Below are 16196 nucleotides of genomic sequence, written 5' to 3'. Positions count from 1 at the left end.
GGGAAATCATTCCCGTTTTGGAAGCGGCAAGTCGAAATCTCCAGTCACGCATCGAGTGTCATTATGCGAGGAGCAAAGTCCGATGAGCGAAAAGATCATCGACGTCCGCAACCTCACTGGCTCGGGGTCGATTCTCTTCAAGAGCAAAACGTTTATGATTCATTTGGCGGCTGATAGATTAGCGTCGGTTACGCGCCAATTTGACGATTGAAGACGCCGGCGCCAAAGCCTCTGATAGAGACCGCCGGCTTCGGCGAGCGTTTCGTGGGATCCGATTTCGACGACGCCGCCCTGGTCCAACACAATGATCTGGTGTGCGTGTCTGATGGTCGAAAGCTTGTGCGCCACCACAACAAGGGTCTTGTTCTGAACCAGGTGCGAGAGGGCTCGCTGGATTTCACGCTCGCTGGTCGCATCGATCGCGGCCGTTGCTTCGTCGAGCAGGACGATCGGGGCATCCTTTAGGATTGCACGTGCGATCGAGATACGCTGTCGTTCGCCGCCGGAGAGCCGGGACCCTCCCTCGCCGACCCTGGTGGCGTATCCGTCAGGCAGCGCCATGATGAAATCATGGGCCAGGGCTGCTTTCGCTGCGGCCCGGATATCAACCTCATCTGCTCCCATTCGGCCGATCGCTATGTTGTCGAGGATCGTACCCGAGAACAGATAAACCTCCTGGAACACAACGGTTATCAAGTCGTTCAGCCGCTCGGCTGAGATTTCACGCACATCGACGCCACCAATAAGAATGGCGCCGTCATCCACGTCGAAGAAGCGCGGCAGCAGATTGAGAAGAGTGCTTTTTCCAGCGCCGGAGGGTCCGACAATCGCCGTCACGGATTTTTCGGGCACCTCGAATGTAACCTGTTTCAGCACCGGTTGCCCAAGGCCGTATGCGAACTGCACGCGATCGAATTTCAGTGCAAAGCCGCGCGGCTCGCTCGGAAAACATGGTTGGGGCAGCGGCGTCTGCATCATGATCCGGTCGAAGCGGACGAGCGCTGCATCCGCAAGACGGGAAATCTCCATGACGCCGATCAAGGAAAGGAGCGGTGTGTAGATCGAGAAGACGAGAACAATGGCGACAGTCGGGGTATTCTGGTCGATATCTGCGTCGAAAAAACGCAAGCACGCTACAAAGATAGGCAGCGGGACGCCGGTCGTGAGGACGACGCCGAAGGCGATCAGAGGGAAGACCAGATGATGCACGATGCGGACAGATACATCGCGAAAGTCGATCAGGGCCTTGTGAAAGCTTTTCTGGCCGGCGTGGATCCGGTTGAACGCCTTGATGACGGCGATGCCCCGCGCATATTCTATCATTCGGGCTGATGCTTCCGCCTGCAGATCCTGCCTCCGCAAGGCGAGGGCTGCCAGCCTGCGGCTCGACCAGAGGAATACTGGAGCAGACAGGACGATTGATACAAGGGCAACCATCGCAAGCCCGACATCGACCCAGACCAGCAGAGCGATGGCCACAACCGGAATGCCGAATGCCTGTGCCAGCCGCGGAAGTGCATCGGCCAGGAACGTCTCCACCACCTTTATATCCGAAGTGACGAGGGTGACCGGATCGCCGCGATGTTGCGGCATATGCTGTCCGAGCGGCAAAGCGCGCAGGCGGTCGAGTATTGACAATCTCAGATCTCTGCTCACCTGAAAGCTTGCCGTCCAGCTGTTGGCCGAAGCCAGATAACCGAACACGAGCTGGCCGGCCAGGGACAGTGCCAGCAGCAGGGTAACAAGCAGAAAATCTGTCGGGGTGATCAGGCCTCCCTCTCCGGTGGTCTCGACAACCAGGATGACGGCAACGAGAGCAAAGCCAAGACTGATTGACTGAGCGAAACGATAGAGAATTCCGCGCAGCACCCCATCCCGTTGCCGGCCTGCCAGGCTCCACAGGCGCTGCAATCGATGATAGTCGGAGCTTTTGGAGTGGCCCGCATGGCTTTTTCGGTTGCCGGCTTTCATCATGATGCGATGCCTCCGTCGGAGGATCTTGCCATGCCGGTCCCCGTGTCGATGTAGTCGTTCCAGAGGCGAGTGTACCGCCCGTTGCGGGTGAGCAGGTCGTCATGCCGGCCGCACTCGGCTATGCTCCCGTCGGCTACCACCAGTATCTGTTCGGCGAACCGGGTCGTATGCAGCCGATGCGCCACCATGATCAGTGTCCGCCCTTTGCTGAGGGCACCAAGCGCGTCCTGGATAAGCGCCTCATTCTCCGGGTCGGCGAAAGCGGTGGCCTCGTCCAGGATGATCACTGGTGCATCCTTCAGGATGGCACGTGCTATGGCGATGCGCTGCCTCTCGCCGCCCGACAGCCGGTGGCCGCTGGCACCAATCACAGTTTGATATCCATTCGGCAGAGCGAGGATGAAATCGTTGGCGCGGGCGGCTGTGGCAGCCGCCGCCACCTCGGCATCCGATGCGTCGGCCCGCCCGAAGCGAATGTTCGCCGCAATGGTTTCGGAAAACAGAAACGTGTCCTGAAACACAAAGGCGACCGTGTCCAACAGCTGTTCGAGCCTCATATCCCGAACGTCAATCCCGCCGATGGTGATACGGCCGTGTTGCACGTCATGAAACCGAGGAATGAGGCTGGCAATCGTGCTCTTGCCCGAGCCGGAAGGGCCGATCAGCGCCGTTACCTCCCCGGTTTTCGCCGTGAACGAAATGTCGCGCAGGACCTCTTTTCCCTCGTAGCCAAAGCAGACCCGCTCAAAAGTGACATCATGATGGGCAAGGCTCGATGGTTTGCCGATGTCCGCCTGTGGTGTCAGTGCGAGGAACTCTATGATCTCCATGGCATCGGTGCTGATATGGGCAATCGGGTGAAGCTGATTGAACATCCGCAGAAGTGGCTGGCTGTATGTGGCGCCGAGAATGACGAAGAAGAGCAACGTGCCGAGGTCGAGCGATCCCGCTTGCAGCAGGATCATCCCTATGGGCAGAATAAACACGATGTTGGCGAGCGCGAGGGTCTGCGACGTGCTGCCCATCGGAAGATAGTCACGACCCCAGGCGGTTTCGATCCGGGCGTAGTCGCATACCGCGTCACTGACGTCCTTGAAGCTTTCGCCGGTGCGGTTGAAAATTTTGACGACCGGCATGCCTGCCAGATACTCGCTGGTTGCAGCATTCATTCGTGCATTCGCCGCCTGATAGGCGGCCATCCGACGCCCGCCTCTTGCGGTGGCGAACGCCAGCAGGGCCAAGGATATCGGCGTTACGAATATCGTGGCGAGTGCCATGCGCCAGTCCATTGCAAACAGCCAGAGCGAGACCGCGATCCAGCTCGCCACTGCGCTGATACCTTCGGGAAGCCCATGGGCGATGACTGCCTCCAACTGTTCCGGCCCATCGACAATGAGTCTCTTTGCATCAGCGCTGCGCCTTGTGGCGAAGAGGCCAAGCGGCAGGGTGGCCATATGACGGGCGAGAGCGGACCGCAGTCGATAGATGACGTCAAAAGCGACGATGTGGGAAAGAGCGAGAGCGCTGCCCATTGCGACAAAGCCTGAAGCTGTCGCAACGGCTGTGAAGCTTACGAGTTTGATTGCCTCTGGCCATTCCAGTTCACCGACGATGGCGTCGCTGAGCAGTCGATATGCCGCCCATATCGGCAGCAGTTCCAGAAAGACAGCTATAACTGCGAGCATGACGGCGGCCACGAATTTAATCCGTGAGCCGCGCAGATGCGGTGCAAAAAGCTGGAGACTTGCCAGATAGTTGACCTGCTGGGACTCCCCGGCTTGCGTCGTCATGCTCTCAGAACCGCAAGTTCACGCCTGCGCCGAAGGTCATGCCCCGCGCGTAGGAGACACCAAACACGGGAGCACCGGCAGCATCGGTGCCCATGCGTTCCTTGATGGTCATGAATTCCCGGTTGAGAAGATTGTCGCCGAAAAGGTAGGCTTCGCCACCTCCCCAGTCGACAGCCAGCCTTGCGGAAACGATATGGGCGGGCTCAAGCTTTCCAAAATTGGATGCATCCGTATAGCGCGTTCCGATAAAGTTGTACGAAAGCCGGGCATTGAACATCTTGTCGGCCAGCATACCGTTCAATCCAAGTTCGCTGCCTTCCGCCTGATAGTTTATCGAAGCCTTGCCCGACCAGCGGGGCACCGTAGGCAGCCAGTTGCCGTCTTTGAGGCCATCCTGTGCCGCTGCCGCTTCGGCGGAAACGTGCCGAAGTTCGCTGAATGTGTATGCAAGCCCTCCATCCAGCGTCCAGTTGGGCGAAAGCCGGTAGCTGGCATCCAGCTCCAAGCCTGCACTGCGGGCATCCAGATTTACGCCGCTACCCGTAAAATTGGTGTAGTCCCAGGTCTGCATCTGCTCGTCACGCATATCATTGAGGAAGACGGCACCATTCAACTGCAACTCTTCATCGAGCCATGACGACCGCACGCCGGCCTCGTAGCTGATCACCGTCGAGGATTCGTAGGGATTTCTCGCCACGCCACCCCAGACAAGGGAATTGTTGATGGCATAACCGCCGCTCTTGTAGCCGCGCGAAATGCTGGCATAGGTCATCATCTCCGGTGACCACTCGTAGGAGAGCGCGGCCCGGCCGGTGAAAAAGGAATAGCTTTGCTGTCCGTTCTCCGCGAAATATGGAACCGCGCCATTCGACCCGTCGCTGAAGAACTCGCCGTTGAAATCCTTCGATTCATGCGTGGCTCGCGCGCCGACCGTCAGCTTGAGACGGTCCGCCACCGGAAATGTCGCTTCGCCGAAAATCGCCTTGCCGATCGTCGTCTGTTGATAGGTGGATGTGCCAGTCGCCGATGGCCCGAAATACCACATCTCGACCGGACGTATGCGTTCGGCCTTATCCCGATACAGCGAGATACCACCTACCCAGGCGATGTCGGAACCGGGTAACGAGGAGAGGCGAACCTCTTGCGAAAGTCGCGTATCCCGTTTTTCCCAGCCGATGAAGTTCGTTGCGGGATCGAGGAACATCTCGGGCGGCAAACCGCTGAAGTCACTAGCGATATTAGCATCCGGATAGTTGTAGTAGTTGCTGTTGCGCAGGCGCGAGTACCCGGTCTGGACCGTCAGCATCATTGTCTCGAAATCATGCTCAAAGCGCGAATTGATGGCGTACATCCGTGTGTCGTCCATCGTGACGTTCTGCGCAGCGAGCTTCTCCCCTTCCGGCCGATAGGCGATATAAGTGGTCGGCGTCGTGTTCGTGTCTTCACCCAGGAAGCTCATGAGCCAGCGTGTATCGTCCGTGGGCGTGAAGAGGAGTGATCCCCTACCTACCCAGCTGTCATCCGCACCCAACGTGTCGCCAGCGATGTTGTCGATGTGCCCATCGATCGAGGAACGCCGCAGAGCCAGCCGCCCGGCCAGTACGTCGGGCAGGATGGAGCCGTTGACCATTGCCTCGGTCCGATAAAGTCCATCCGTCCCGAACTCACCCAGGATGGAGCTGCTAAACTCGTGTGTCGGCTCCGCTGGAATAAGGTTGATCGCACCACCTGACGTGTTGCGCCCGAACAGGGTGTTTTGTGGTCCCTTCAGTATCTCAACCCGCTCGAGGTCGATGAATGGCGACGAAAACGACGCCCCGATGGGCAATGGCATCCCGTCGATGAATGTCAGGACGGAGCTGTCATCCGGGCTTAGCGGTGACAGGATGGGGGCGACGCCACGCATGACAACAAAACCATTGGATCGGTCGCCAAATGTGCCCAGGCTGGCCCCCGGCACCTCACGCATCACCGACTGCCCGTCGAATGCCCGTCGCTGTTCGAGTGCCTTTCCACTCTCTACATGGACCGATATCGGCACATCCTTAAGCCGTTCTTCCCGTTTTCTCGCAGTCACGGTAACGGGCTCCAGGACGGTGACGTCTTCATCTCCCGGATCCTGGGCCGCGGCTGGCATTGTATGGAATGCCGTAGCCATCCCGGTCAGCATTGAAGTTGCGAGCAAAGCAATCCTGGCATTGTATATCAGCACGTCAGCCCAACCTTTCATTTGTATATTCGGATTTCGTGAAGCAGCGGCGGTTCCTTGACGCCGCAAAGGCAGTGCCGGCACCGGCAAGGCACAGGGCCGCAGACACCCAGAGGAAATTTCCGAAGCCGAGCACGGCAACGAGAAAACCGGAGACGGAGGCCGCCAATATCGACAGGGTCAAATCAAACGAAGCCAACATTGCCGCTTTTGTCGCGGCCTGTTCGCTATCGCTTAAATCCAGCGATAACGCCTTGAATGGCGCGATGTAGGCATAGCCTATGGATAGGAAAACGAGCGACATGGACACGGCCATAACCGGCCCCGCCAGCACCGTGTGGAACAACCCCACGAAAGCAAAAACAACAGCAGCAAGTACACATAGCCCGGCGGTTATCCGCCAACCGTCCCAGCGCAGCAGAAAATAGCCGCTGGTCAAGGCCATCAACAGGCCAAGAATATTGCTTCCGACCGCGCCGAAGAACCCAGCCTGGCTCGCCGATACACCCGCGTCTACCTGCCACACGGGGAGATATCCGGCGATCATGCCCACGCCCAATTTCACGAGAAGCGATAACAGAAGCAGCCGACGTGTTTCCACCCGACGGAAGAAATCGAGGAGGCCGCGCCTGTCTCCCACCCCATCGGCTTGTTCCGCTGGTGGAATTGCCTGCCGCCGGTTTCCGGGCATTCGCAGGACCGGAATGGCCGCGACCAGCATCGTTACTGCGATCAACGTGGTGACTGCTCTCCACTCAAATCCGTCGGTGAGCATCGCACCGATGCCCAGCCCGATTCCGCCGGTCGTGAAACCGACCGTTTGCGCGATGCTGGCACGGCGTCGGGCCATACTGCCGAGCATGGCGATCGTATAGCCATCTAGCGCAGTGGTCCCGGTGGATAAGGCAATGAAGATTGTAAATGCGATCAGGATGATCGCCGCAACATCCTGCGTGGGCTCCACTGCACCCAATCCGAGCGTGCCGGCTGCTGCGGCAAGGACGGCCGCTATCATCACCGTCCGATATCTTGCTGGTCGATGATGGCACCAGCCGTCGACCAGCGGCGCCCAGAGAACCCGCAGCGCATACGGCAGGTAAACAAGCGCCAGCAGACCTATTGTTTCCGCCGAATGCTCATACTGACGCAGTTGCGCCGGCAGGAGGTAGAAGAAGTAGGACATCGGGATGGCTGTCGCAGCATAGAACGCGCCGCTTCCCGCATGTATACGCCAATCATCGTCTTTTTCTGTCGCGTCCGCCCGCACGTGCTTTGCCTCCGGAGACTGATCGGGCTCCGGATTTCATTAGATAATCAGCTGTGGGCTCGCCACGGTTGTTACTTGTGTGCGCCGGGATAAGAGTTGTGCAATTCGGTCACCGGCGGAGACGTTCCGCGCTCGGTGGATGCCCGAAGTGTCGCCGATAAGCTGCGGTAAAATTCGCTGGATCGGAGAAACCGCTCCTGTAGGCGATCTCCGCGATATGCAATCTACCTTCTCTGACGAGATGCCGAGCCTCTTCCAGAAGGCGGTCTCGCACATATTCCGTCATCGAGATGCCGAAGGACTGCTTGAAAGCGCGGCGAAGACTACTCTCGTTGGTACCGAGATTGGCGGCGATTGTAGCCATCGCTGGCAGGTCTGCAACGTGAGCATCGAGATAAAGCTTGGCTTCGTGAGCCAGGTCACGCCGCCGACCTGGCACGGCATTGGTTTGTTTGGTTCCGCCAAGGCATGAAGCCAGTTCTACGACCGCCGCAAGTCCCAGGCTGCCCATATGCAAACGCGCCAGATAGCCACTATAGGGATTATTATGCATCCGCTGCAGGATTGATCTTAAGGCACCTGCGTTGGATAGCTGCAGTACGCTGAGTTTGCCATCACGTAGGAGGCCAGAAAGCTCAGCAGGCATGTCGCTAACGCTGGCAGCGCTCTCAAAAAACTCTGCGCCCACGTAAAGTGCGGACATTTTAATCCGGGCGTTATCGGGTTGCGATTCCGTAAAAGGCAAATCCGATCCGCTGCCATATACCAAGACGTCGTCGCCGGCCTGCATTTCCACAGCTTGTCCACCCAGCCAGCTGTTCCAGCGGCCGCTCATGGCATGGCTTAGGCATATCCCCGGGGCGAACGTGCCCTCGCTGTACAGCCCCTTGGTCGTTTTAAGGTCACAATCGAGATATTGCAGAAACGGCGATAGCGTGTGGGCACGATAGTACCCGACCGCAAAAGCCGTGTCATGATCGTGGCTCGCAGTGTCAATGATGTCCTGGATAAGAACTAAATTATTGGGACTGTCTCGCTCGGGAGTGTCGCGATAGGGAGACCACTCTTGCATACGAGACCCAAAACAGGAGTTGAGCTACAGCGCTTTTGCTATAAACATGATTATTGTATTCATGTTTTTTGAGTTAGCAATGGCGTCAAATTGAATGGACCACCTATAGGCCGACGCTTGTTAAGCGCAGCTCAGAGGTTTTCGTTGCAGTGAAAGCGAATGCGGGTGGTGATGCGGGCCAGTGCCTAAGATGCCCAAACGCGGCCTCTTTCTACGCTTTTGCAGGGGCTCGAACATCAGAAAGCATCCAGTCACGTCTCTGAGAGCTCGGTCAGGTTGCGCGACCACCACTCCTCCCATTCCGTCCGACCGTATGAGCTTGTCTGCCATAGCCGCGCGCTGCAACAATCAATTCCGAAAAATTGAATCATAACTTGACTTTTACGCTCGACATTTGCATCGAGTGTGGAACCTTAAGCACGAGGGCTTTGTGCTCGAGCGCCAAAGAATGTGGTTCCCGCAATGCCGAGCAGGTTAGAAGAAATAGAAGCCCTCTATAATGCTGAGCGCCTCCGCCTGGAGCGCATGGTTGTTCGCACGGTGGGGGCCAGCAATGCCGGTGACGTGGTTCAGGATGTTTTTGCTGCAATCTGGGCGAAGGCCAGGGAACACGTAAAACTTTCCCCATCCTACCTGACACAGGCCGTGAAATACTCGGCAATCAGCCGTTTTCGCGCAGAATGCCGACGAAAGGCATTCTTTGGCGGCATCACCGAGGAGCAGTATTCAGCCCCCGTCGTGATGCCGGACCAGATCGTTTCTGCTCGTGAAGATTTGAAACGCCTGGAGGTGGCAATGCTTGCGCTCTCTACGCGAACACGACAGATATTTCTCCTCAACAGGGTACATGGCTGCACCTATGAGGAGATCGCCATTGGCCTCAATGTCTCTTACAGTACCGTAGAGCGGGAAATGGCCAAGGCGATCCTGTCGTGCAAGGGCGCAAGATAACATCGGCATCTTGTGAGGGTAAATCCTTGCCTTGAGCGATATGATCCGTGAGGCCGCGCATATTTTCATGTGCTGGTTGCCAACGGTTGCCGGGAACGAACGGACTGATGGAAAACGACGAAGCTCCCGCCGCGCGGGATAGGGCTCTTATCGAGAAGGAGGCCGTCGCCTGGTTTACACGTATGAACGGCAAGCCGACGAAGGCCGAACAGGTTGATTTCGCAAGCTGGCGGGCCTTGTCGCCGGACCACGAGCGGGCGTATCGGGAAGTCGGCTCGCTGTGGGGCGATCTTGGCGTGGCGGCGAGGGAACTTACGGATAAGGTAAGCGATGATCTGGCGGTGCCCCTGCAGAAAATTGCTCACTTCCGTAAGGATAAGCGGAGATCGAAGGCTGGTCCGATCGTCACAGGCTTTCTGGCGCTTTTCGTCGGTGCAACCTGGGCCTGGCTTGATCATCCTCATTTCGTCCAGAACCTGGCGGCAGATTTCAGTACGGCCAAAGCGGAAAGACGTGCTGTAACGCTTGCTGACGGTTCCACTGTGCTGATGGACGCGGATACGGCATTCGATGCGAATATCTCCGCAGCGGGGCGGCGGGTCCGCCTGTTGCGCGGAAGTGCTTACTTCACGGTTCAGCGGTCAGTTGTTCCCTTTATCGTAGAGGCAGGAAACGGCCAGGCAAGCGTGCTCGGCACGCAATTCGATGTCGTTCTCATGAATGACAGCAATGTCGCCGTGACATTGTCGAGCGGCAGCCTGGAAGTTGCTTTCAGCGGCGACGAGAACGCCGTCGTGCTGAAGCCGGGAGAAAGCATCGAATACAATGAGGCTGGTCTCGGAACGGTAAGGACCGTGAACCTTGCCGAAAGCATGGCGTGGCATGAAGGGCGACTGATCTTCAACAATGCGCGCCTTTCTGACGTTCTTGCGCAGATCGAGCGTTACAGGGATGGCAGGATCATCGTTCTTGGCTCCGAGCTGGGAGAAAAGCGCGTCAGCGGCAACACCTCCCTGGAAAACACCGAAGCGACAATTGCCGCCTTGCAAGCCTCTCTCGGTTTCCGCGTGACAAGGCTCGGCGGAAAGGTGGTGCTGATCGGTCCATGACGGCATGCTTCTGTTTTTGAAGAATATTCGTATCTGCGTCGATATTTTTGGTTTTTCCGTGAGGGTACGGCGGCCTCTCTGGCGATAGCCAGTGTGAGAGGTCAGGGAAGCGTATCAAGGCACCACTGCTCTCGATGTTTGGTTTTGCGCAGAGGGTGGCGAGAGATGAGTAAGGCAATGAGCCGCAGGAGACTGGTTGTTCTGCTGGCAACGACGATCTTGACGGTGGGTGGTGGCGACGGCGTTGGATACCGAGCGGCATTCGCACAAGCCACGGCGCAGGTCTATCAGTTCAACATTTCCGCCAAGCCGATTCGTCAGGCGATCAACGATATCGTTCGGATAAGCGGCATCGACGTGGTTTTCCCCGAGACCGCCATCGCCTCGGCAACAGGGCAGCCCGTTCGCGGCTCGATGACCGCCTCGCAGGCGATTTCCACGCTCCTTGCCGGCTCGGGTCTTCGGCACAATTTCACCAGCGCCAATACCGTCGCGATCTTCGATTTGAGCCAAGCCGAACTTGGATCGAGCGGCGCCGATTCGACCGTTCTCGAGGCCATCACCGTGCAAGGCCAGGGCGCCGTCACCGAGGGAACCGGTTCCTACACTGCCGAGTGGATGAAAACGGCCAATGGCCTGGCATTGCCACAGCGGAAAACCCCTCAGTCGACGAGCGTCATAACACGCCGGTTGATCGAGGACCGGGGAATGACGGCTCTGCGGGACGTGATGGAGAACGCCACGGGCGTAACGGTCAATCAGGCTGAAACCGACCGGTTGAACTTCTATTCGCGTGGCTTTGAGATTGACAGCTATCAATATGACGGCGTGCCGACAACGCTTGACGCCACGTACCAGTACGGTGACGGCATGCTTGATACGGTGATCTACGATCACATCGAAATCGTAAGGGGCGCGACCGGATTGATGCAGAATACCGGCGAGCCTGGAGCTTCGATCAACTTCATTCGCAAGCGGCCGGCGGATGAATTCAAAGGCTATGTTTCCGGTCTGGCAGGAACCAATTCCAATTATCGAACGGAGATGGATGTCGCAGGCCCGCTCAACAGCGAGGGCACGGTGCGCGGGCGAATTGTCGGTGCCTTGCAGACCAGGGAAGATACGATCGATCTCTACAAGCAGGAAAAGAATGTCCTCTTCGGTATTGTCGAGGCCGATATTGGTGACGCAACGACAATAACCGTAGGGGCAAACCGGCAGGAAACGGATTCCACCGGCACGACATGGGCCGGGTTGCCGGCCTTCGATTCCCTGGGCAACCTTATCGATTGGCCGAAAGGATCAACGACGGGAACACCGTGGTCCGGCTGGAACACGGTCGCAACCGAAGGCTTTCTCGCACTCGATCACACATTCGAGAACGACTGGAAGGCGCGATTTGCCTATAATCATGCGCAAAACGACTTTTATGCTCCCCTGATAATAATGGAGGGGAATCCCGATCCGGTAACCGGCCTTGGCGTTTTGGGTTTTACAACGCTTTATGATGGGGATCGAAAGCAGGACTCGCTCTCCGGAAGCCTGAACGGCGAATTTGAAGCCTATGACAGAACGCATGAGTTTGTCGTCGGTGCCTTTGCTTCGCGCACCAGCGGGCGGGTCATCGAGCGCAAGCAGGTGGGCAGCGAACATCCGATCGGCAATATATTCGAGTGGACGGGCGACTACCCGGAACCCGAATGGAAAGACGAGTACAATAACGTTCGGGACACCGCGACCCGGCAGTTCGGGATTTACGGTGCCGCGCGATTGTCGCTGACGGACGAATTATCGTTCATCGGCGGCGCCCGGATCAACTACTGGGACGGCAAACTCGCAAGCTATTGGGAGAACTTCGACTACAAACACTCTGGCGTCGTCACGCCCTACGCTGGCATCACTTACGATCTGACCGATCAGCATACGCTTTACGCAAGCTATACGAACATCTTCAAGCCGCAGACCTATCAGGATGTAGAAGGCAACTATCTACAGCCGGCGTATGGCCATAATTACGAGGTCGGGATCAAGGCTTCTCTCTTCGATGATCGGGTGAATGCGTCTTTTGCTGTGTTCCAGACGGATCAAAAGGACGTTGCCGAATACGTCACATGGGATATGGACCACCAGCGTGCCGTTTATCGTTCGATTGACGGAACGACGACGCGCGGGTTCGAATTTGAGGTCGCTGGCGAAATCTATGACGGCCTCAATCTTTTTGCCGGCTTCACCTATCGGGATGCGCAGGACAATGACGGCAATGCGGTCAACACGTTCCAACCCCGCAGCTCATTGAAACTGGGGGGAACATACCGTTTCCCGGGAGAATGGGAGAAGCTAGTGATCGGTGGATCAATGCGCTGGCAGAGCAAGACCGCGAATGTCGCGCATTATCTTGATGCGTCGCAGAGCATCGAACAGGAGAGCTACGCGATATTCGACGCCATGCTACGTTACGATTTCGACGACAAGACGTCATTGAATCTGAACGTGTACAACATCGCGGACAAGCGATACTTCCGGACGATGGGTTTCTACAACTCCGTCTTTTATGGAGAGGGGCGTAGCGCAACGCTCTCGCTGAAACGTACGTTCTAATCCGCCATGCCGGGCGGTCGTCATCCTAGGCTCGGGCGTCGCAACACGCTTCCGTCCGGCATGAAGGGCCTTCCTTCAGCCGGGTTCGCGAACGTTTGCGGCGCATGGTTCGAGGAGGCTGGCAGACCCCACCATTGCGAACACAGTAAAAAGCAATCTCCGCGCGCTTGTGGTCCATCGAGCGCCGGAGAGGGCTCCATTCCGGCGCCCAGGCAGCCGGATACGAAAGCAGGGTGCCGAACTGTTCAGAACAACTGGCTCGAAGAACTATACGTTGAAGCGCGGCCGAGCCTGTTACGGCGGATTGGTCGAAAGCTCGGGTGCCATGCCACGGCGTCGGACCTTATCCAGGACGTGTTCCTGCGCCTGCACGAGCGTACGGGTGTGCTGCCGGAAGATGCTGTAGCCTATGTGAACCGGGCACTCTACAATGCGGTGATCGACCATGCCCGCGCCCAGCGAGTCCGCCGCGAATTCGGCGATGCTGTTCTGCCGGAGCAAATCCTGTCGCCTGCTCCCTCTCCGCTTTCCGCTCTTGAATCCAGGCAGGAGGTCCGGAAGATCGATGACGTGATCCGCGCGCTGCCGGAGCGTACGCGCGATATCTTCTTCCTCAATAAGATCAATGGTTACACCTACACAGACATCGCAGCTATCGTCGGGATATCGAAAAGCGCCGTCGAAAAGCACATGGCGCGCGCCATGTTTGCGTGCAGGGCCGCCACAGAGTAGTCTCTGATCATTGCAAGTTCTACCAGCGGTACTTCAGCGTTGCCGTGACGTTCCGGCCCTCTCCGTAGAAGCAGCCCTCCCAGAACGAGCAGGTCGAAACGTACTCTCTGTCGAAGAGGTTGCGCGCGCTAACCGTGAGGTCGAGCCCGGCCAAGTCCGGGTTTTTCTTGCCAAAATCGTAGGTCAGGCTCGCGTCGAAAAGAGTGTGGGACGGGACCTCGATCTCATGGCCCGACCCCCAGACACTGCCGCGATATCGGACGCCGACACCGGCACCGAGACCTGCTGCCGGACCGTCTTCGATCGTGTAGTTTGCCCAGAGCGAGAATTGATGTTTCGGCGTCAGGAAGAGAGGCATCCCGAGATCGGGATTGTTGCTCTTGGTGATTTCGGAATCGAGATAAGTATAGGCACCGACGAAATCGAAGCGGTCGGTTATGCTGATTCTTGCCTCGGCCTCCAGGCCGCGCACCCGTGCTTCGCCGGTCTGTGTCTCAGCCCAGGGGTTGGTCGGCGGCGGATTGAGGTCGCGTGTGCGAATGTTCTGGCGCGTCAGGTCGAAGACGGAAAGTGTGAAGAAGCTGTTGCCGCCGACGGGTTGGTACTTGATGCCGACTTCGTACTGTTGCGCGGTTGTCGGCTTGAAGGGGGTTCCGGTGCCGTCGAGGCCGAATTCCGGGTCGAAGGACGTGGAATAGCTGATATAGGGCGCAACGCCGTTGTCGAAGAGATAGCCGAGACCGACACGGCCGGTGAAGGCCTCGTCCTTCTGGGTCGTGCTCGTCGCCCAGAGGCGGTCCGTCGTTACGCCCTCCGCCCAGTCGTAGCGACCGCCGAAGGTAAGGCGCCAATTCTCCCAGGCGATCTGGTCCTGGGCGTAAAGACCGATCTGTGTTGCCGTCTTGAGCTCCGATATAGCCGGTACGAGCGGTCCGATGGGGCCGCCGTAGACCGGATCGAAAACATCGATCGGAGAAAGCGTTGCTGATGCGAACCTCCAGTCGCTCCGTGATCGGGAATAGTCGAGGCCGAGGATAAGCTTGTGTGCCAGATTGCCGGTGTCAAATTCACCGACAAGCTGGTTGTCGACCCCGAATGTGCCAATTTCGTTGATGTCGTTCCAGCCGGTCCGGTCCGCTGTGCGCCCATCCACAGCAAAGGAGCCGTAGTCGAAAGCCATCAGCGACGTGTTCTCGGTCTGGTCGACATTGGAGTAGCGCAAGTTCTGGCGAATACTCCAGCCATCATTGAAATGATGCTCGAATTCATAGCCGAGTGAATATTGCGTACGCTCGAAACTGTCAAAGCCGGGCTCGCCGAGAAAGCGGTCACGCGGGATCTTACCATGAATGCTTTGGAAGATCGTGCCGAAGGCCGGCAGGGGGACCGGCCGCAGGGCGTCCTTGTCGCGCTGAAACTGGCCGAAGACGGTGAGCGTTGTTTCCGCGTCCGGGGACCACGTCAGCGCAGGCGCGATGAACAGGCGGTCGTCGCCCTGAAAATCCATTTGCCCATCTGCGTTGCGACCCAAGCCCGTCAGCCGATAGAGCAGCGTCCCGTCGTTATCGATGGGACCGCCGAAATCGAACGCCGCTTGTAGGCGTTGAGGGTCGCCAAAGGTCGTTTGAACTTCGCGGAACGGCTCGATCGTCGGCCGCTTGACCACCTGATTGACGATTCCGCCCGGTGCGATCTGGCCATAGAGGACGGAAGCCGGGCCGCGTACGGTCTCGATGCGCTCGAGACCATAGGGTTCCACGCCAAGCTGCGCACCGACGATATAGTCCCGGTATTGGCGTGTTCCGTCGAGGAAGAACGGAACCTGGAAGCCGCGCATGAAGACATAGTCCTGCTCCGGATTGAAGCCATAGCTGCCGACGCTGACGCCGGGCGTATAAGTGAGCGCATCCTCAAGGCGTTTCGCACCCTGCTTTTCGATCTGGGCGTGGGTGACCACGGAGATCGATTGTGGTGTCTCGACGAGTGCCGTGTCGGTCTTCGTGCCGGATGCGCTGCGGGTCGCGACGAAACCGTCAACCCGCCCCCAGGCGCTCTCGCCCTCGTTATCGACGGTGATCCGCTCGAGCGACGTCGACCCGTCGGCCGGAAGGCCACCAATATCGGCGCTTGCCGCGGTGATGAGGACGGAAGAGGGATCCGTGAAGGAATAGCTGAGCCCGGTACCGGAGAGGAGGCGGGCGATGGCCTCCTCCCGACCTATGGAGCCGGTAAGCCCGGGCGATATCTTGCCACGCGCTATGGACGCCTCATAGGCGATCTGGGTGCCTGACTGGCGGCCGAAGGCGGCGAGTGCCCCAGCGAGCGGGCCTGCGGGGATTGCATAGGTGTGAACCTGTGCGAGGGCGTTTGTCGGCGTGAATGTCCCAACGGAAATCGCAGTGGTCGTCAACATAGCGGCCAGCATCGTCCTGCGGCCAACGCCAGCCAGCCTCTTCATGGATCCCCGTGTCATGTCATGAACTCCGTCGTAAAC

Annotated in this window: 10 protein-coding genes; 4 read left to right on the top strand and 6 right to left on the bottom strand. The window is 58.1% G+C overall.

The window, feature by feature from the left end:
* Positions 1–159: 159 nt before the first annotated feature.
* From MUU55_RS18985 to MUU55_RS18965, 5 genes are all read right to left on the bottom strand, one after another.
* Positions 160–1974 (bottom strand): ABC transporter ATP-binding protein, encoded by a 1815-nt coding sequence (locus MUU55_RS18985; RefSeq protein ID WP_244762340.1) that lies wholly within the window; start codon positions 1972–1974, stop codon positions 160–162.
* On the bottom strand, positions 1971–3764 hold the full coding sequence (locus tag MUU55_RS18980) for an ABC transporter ATP-binding protein (protein WP_244762339.1): 1794 nt from the start codon (positions 3762–3764) through the stop codon (positions 1971–1973). Before MUU55_RS18980 ends, MUU55_RS18985 begins: the two co-directional genes overlap by 4 nt.
* 4 nt (positions 3765–3768) lie before the next feature.
* Entirely contained in the window at positions 3769–5994 is a 2226-nt protein-coding gene (locus MUU55_RS18975) for a TonB-dependent receptor (protein WP_244762338.1), read from the bottom strand.
* Entirely contained in the window at positions 5978–7240 is a 1263-nt protein-coding gene (locus MUU55_RS18970; protein WP_244762337.1) for an MFS transporter, read from the bottom strand. Before MUU55_RS18970 ends, MUU55_RS18975 begins: the two co-directional genes overlap by 17 nt.
* A gap of 109 nt (positions 7241–7349) precedes the next feature.
* The gene (locus tag MUU55_RS18965) at positions 7350–8312 is read right to left on the bottom strand and encodes a helix-turn-helix domain-containing protein (RefSeq protein ID WP_244762336.1); all 963 of its coding nucleotides are present in this window, start codon (positions 8310–8312) and stop codon (positions 7350–7352) included.
* A gap of 525 nt (positions 8313–8837) precedes the next feature.
* Here MUU55_RS18965 and MUU55_RS18960 point away from each other — a divergent pair.
* The 4 genes from MUU55_RS18960 (at position 8838) to MUU55_RS18945 (ending at position 13702) form a co-directional block, all read left to right on the top strand.
* Complete coding sequence (locus tag MUU55_RS18960) at positions 8838–9263, top strand: RNA polymerase sigma factor (protein ID WP_244762335.1); 426 nt, start codon at positions 8838–8840, stop codon at positions 9261–9263.
* Positions 9264–9370: 107 nt separating this feature from the next.
* Positions 9371–10372: a FecR family protein gene (locus MUU55_RS18955; RefSeq protein ID WP_244762334.1), complete on the top strand. Its 1002-nt coding sequence runs from the start codon at positions 9371–9373 to the stop codon at positions 10370–10372.
* A gap of 165 nt (positions 10373–10537) precedes the next feature.
* Positions 10538–12970, top strand: coding sequence for a TonB-dependent siderophore receptor (locus MUU55_RS18950; protein WP_244762333.1), 2433 nt, complete (start codon positions 10538–10540; stop codon positions 12968–12970).
* A 6-nt stretch (positions 12971–12976) separates the two neighbouring features.
* Positions 12977–13702, top strand: coding sequence for an RNA polymerase sigma factor (locus MUU55_RS18945; protein ID WP_342346066.1), 726 nt, complete (start codon positions 12977–12979; stop codon positions 13700–13702).
* 19 nt (positions 13703–13721) lie between these two features.
* Here the strand turns inward: MUU55_RS18945 and MUU55_RS18940 are convergent, their stop codons facing one another.
* Positions 13722–16175: a TonB-dependent siderophore receptor gene (locus MUU55_RS18940; RefSeq protein ID WP_244762331.1), complete on the bottom strand. Its 2454-nt coding sequence runs from the start codon at positions 16173–16175 to the stop codon at positions 13722–13724.
* Between the last annotated feature and the right edge of the window lie 21 nt (positions 16176–16196).

This window comes from Shinella curvata, from assembly GCF_022899935.1.
Taxonomy (GTDB): Bacteria; Pseudomonadota; Alphaproteobacteria; order Rhizobiales; family Rhizobiaceae; genus Shinella; species Shinella curvata.
The sequence above is the reverse complement of the archived record's forward strand: the minus strand, read 5'-3'. Positions and strand labels throughout refer to the sequence as shown.

Bases quoted from the DNA above. Each gene is read 5' to 3' on its own strand.
- MUU55_RS18985 (WP_244762340.1), bottom strand. From the start codon at position 1,974: ATGATGAAAGCCGGCAACCGAAAAAGCCATGCGGGCCACTCCAAAAGC.
- MUU55_RS18980 (WP_244762339.1), bottom strand. From the start codon at position 3,764: ATGACGACGCAAGCCGGGGAGTCCCAGCAGGTCAACTATCTGGCAAGT.
- MUU55_RS18975 (WP_244762338.1), bottom strand. From the start codon at position 5,994: ATGAAAGGTTGGGCTGACGTGCTGATATACAATGCCAGGATTGCTTTG.
- MUU55_RS18965 (WP_244762336.1), bottom strand. From the start codon at position 8,312: ATGCAAGAGTGGTCTCCCTATCGCGACACTCCCGAGCGAGACAGTCCC.
- MUU55_RS18960 (WP_244762335.1), top strand. From the start codon at position 8,838: ATGGTTGTTCGCACGGTGGGGGCCAGCAATGCCGGTGACGTGGTTCAG.
- MUU55_RS18955 (WP_244762334.1), top strand. From the start codon at position 9,371: ATGGAAAACGACGAAGCTCCCGCCGCGCGGGATAGGGCTCTTATCGAG.
- MUU55_RS18950 (WP_244762333.1), top strand. From the start codon at position 10,538: ATGAGTAAGGCAATGAGCCGCAGGAGACTGGTTGTTCTGCTGGCAACG.
- MUU55_RS18945 (WP_342346066.1), top strand. From the start codon at position 12,977: ATGCCGGGCGGTCGTCATCCTAGGCTCGGGCGTCGCAACACGCTTCCG.
- MUU55_RS18940 (WP_244762331.1), bottom strand. From the start codon at position 16,175: ATGACACGGGGATCCATGAAGAGGCTGGCTGGCGTTGGCCGCAGGACG.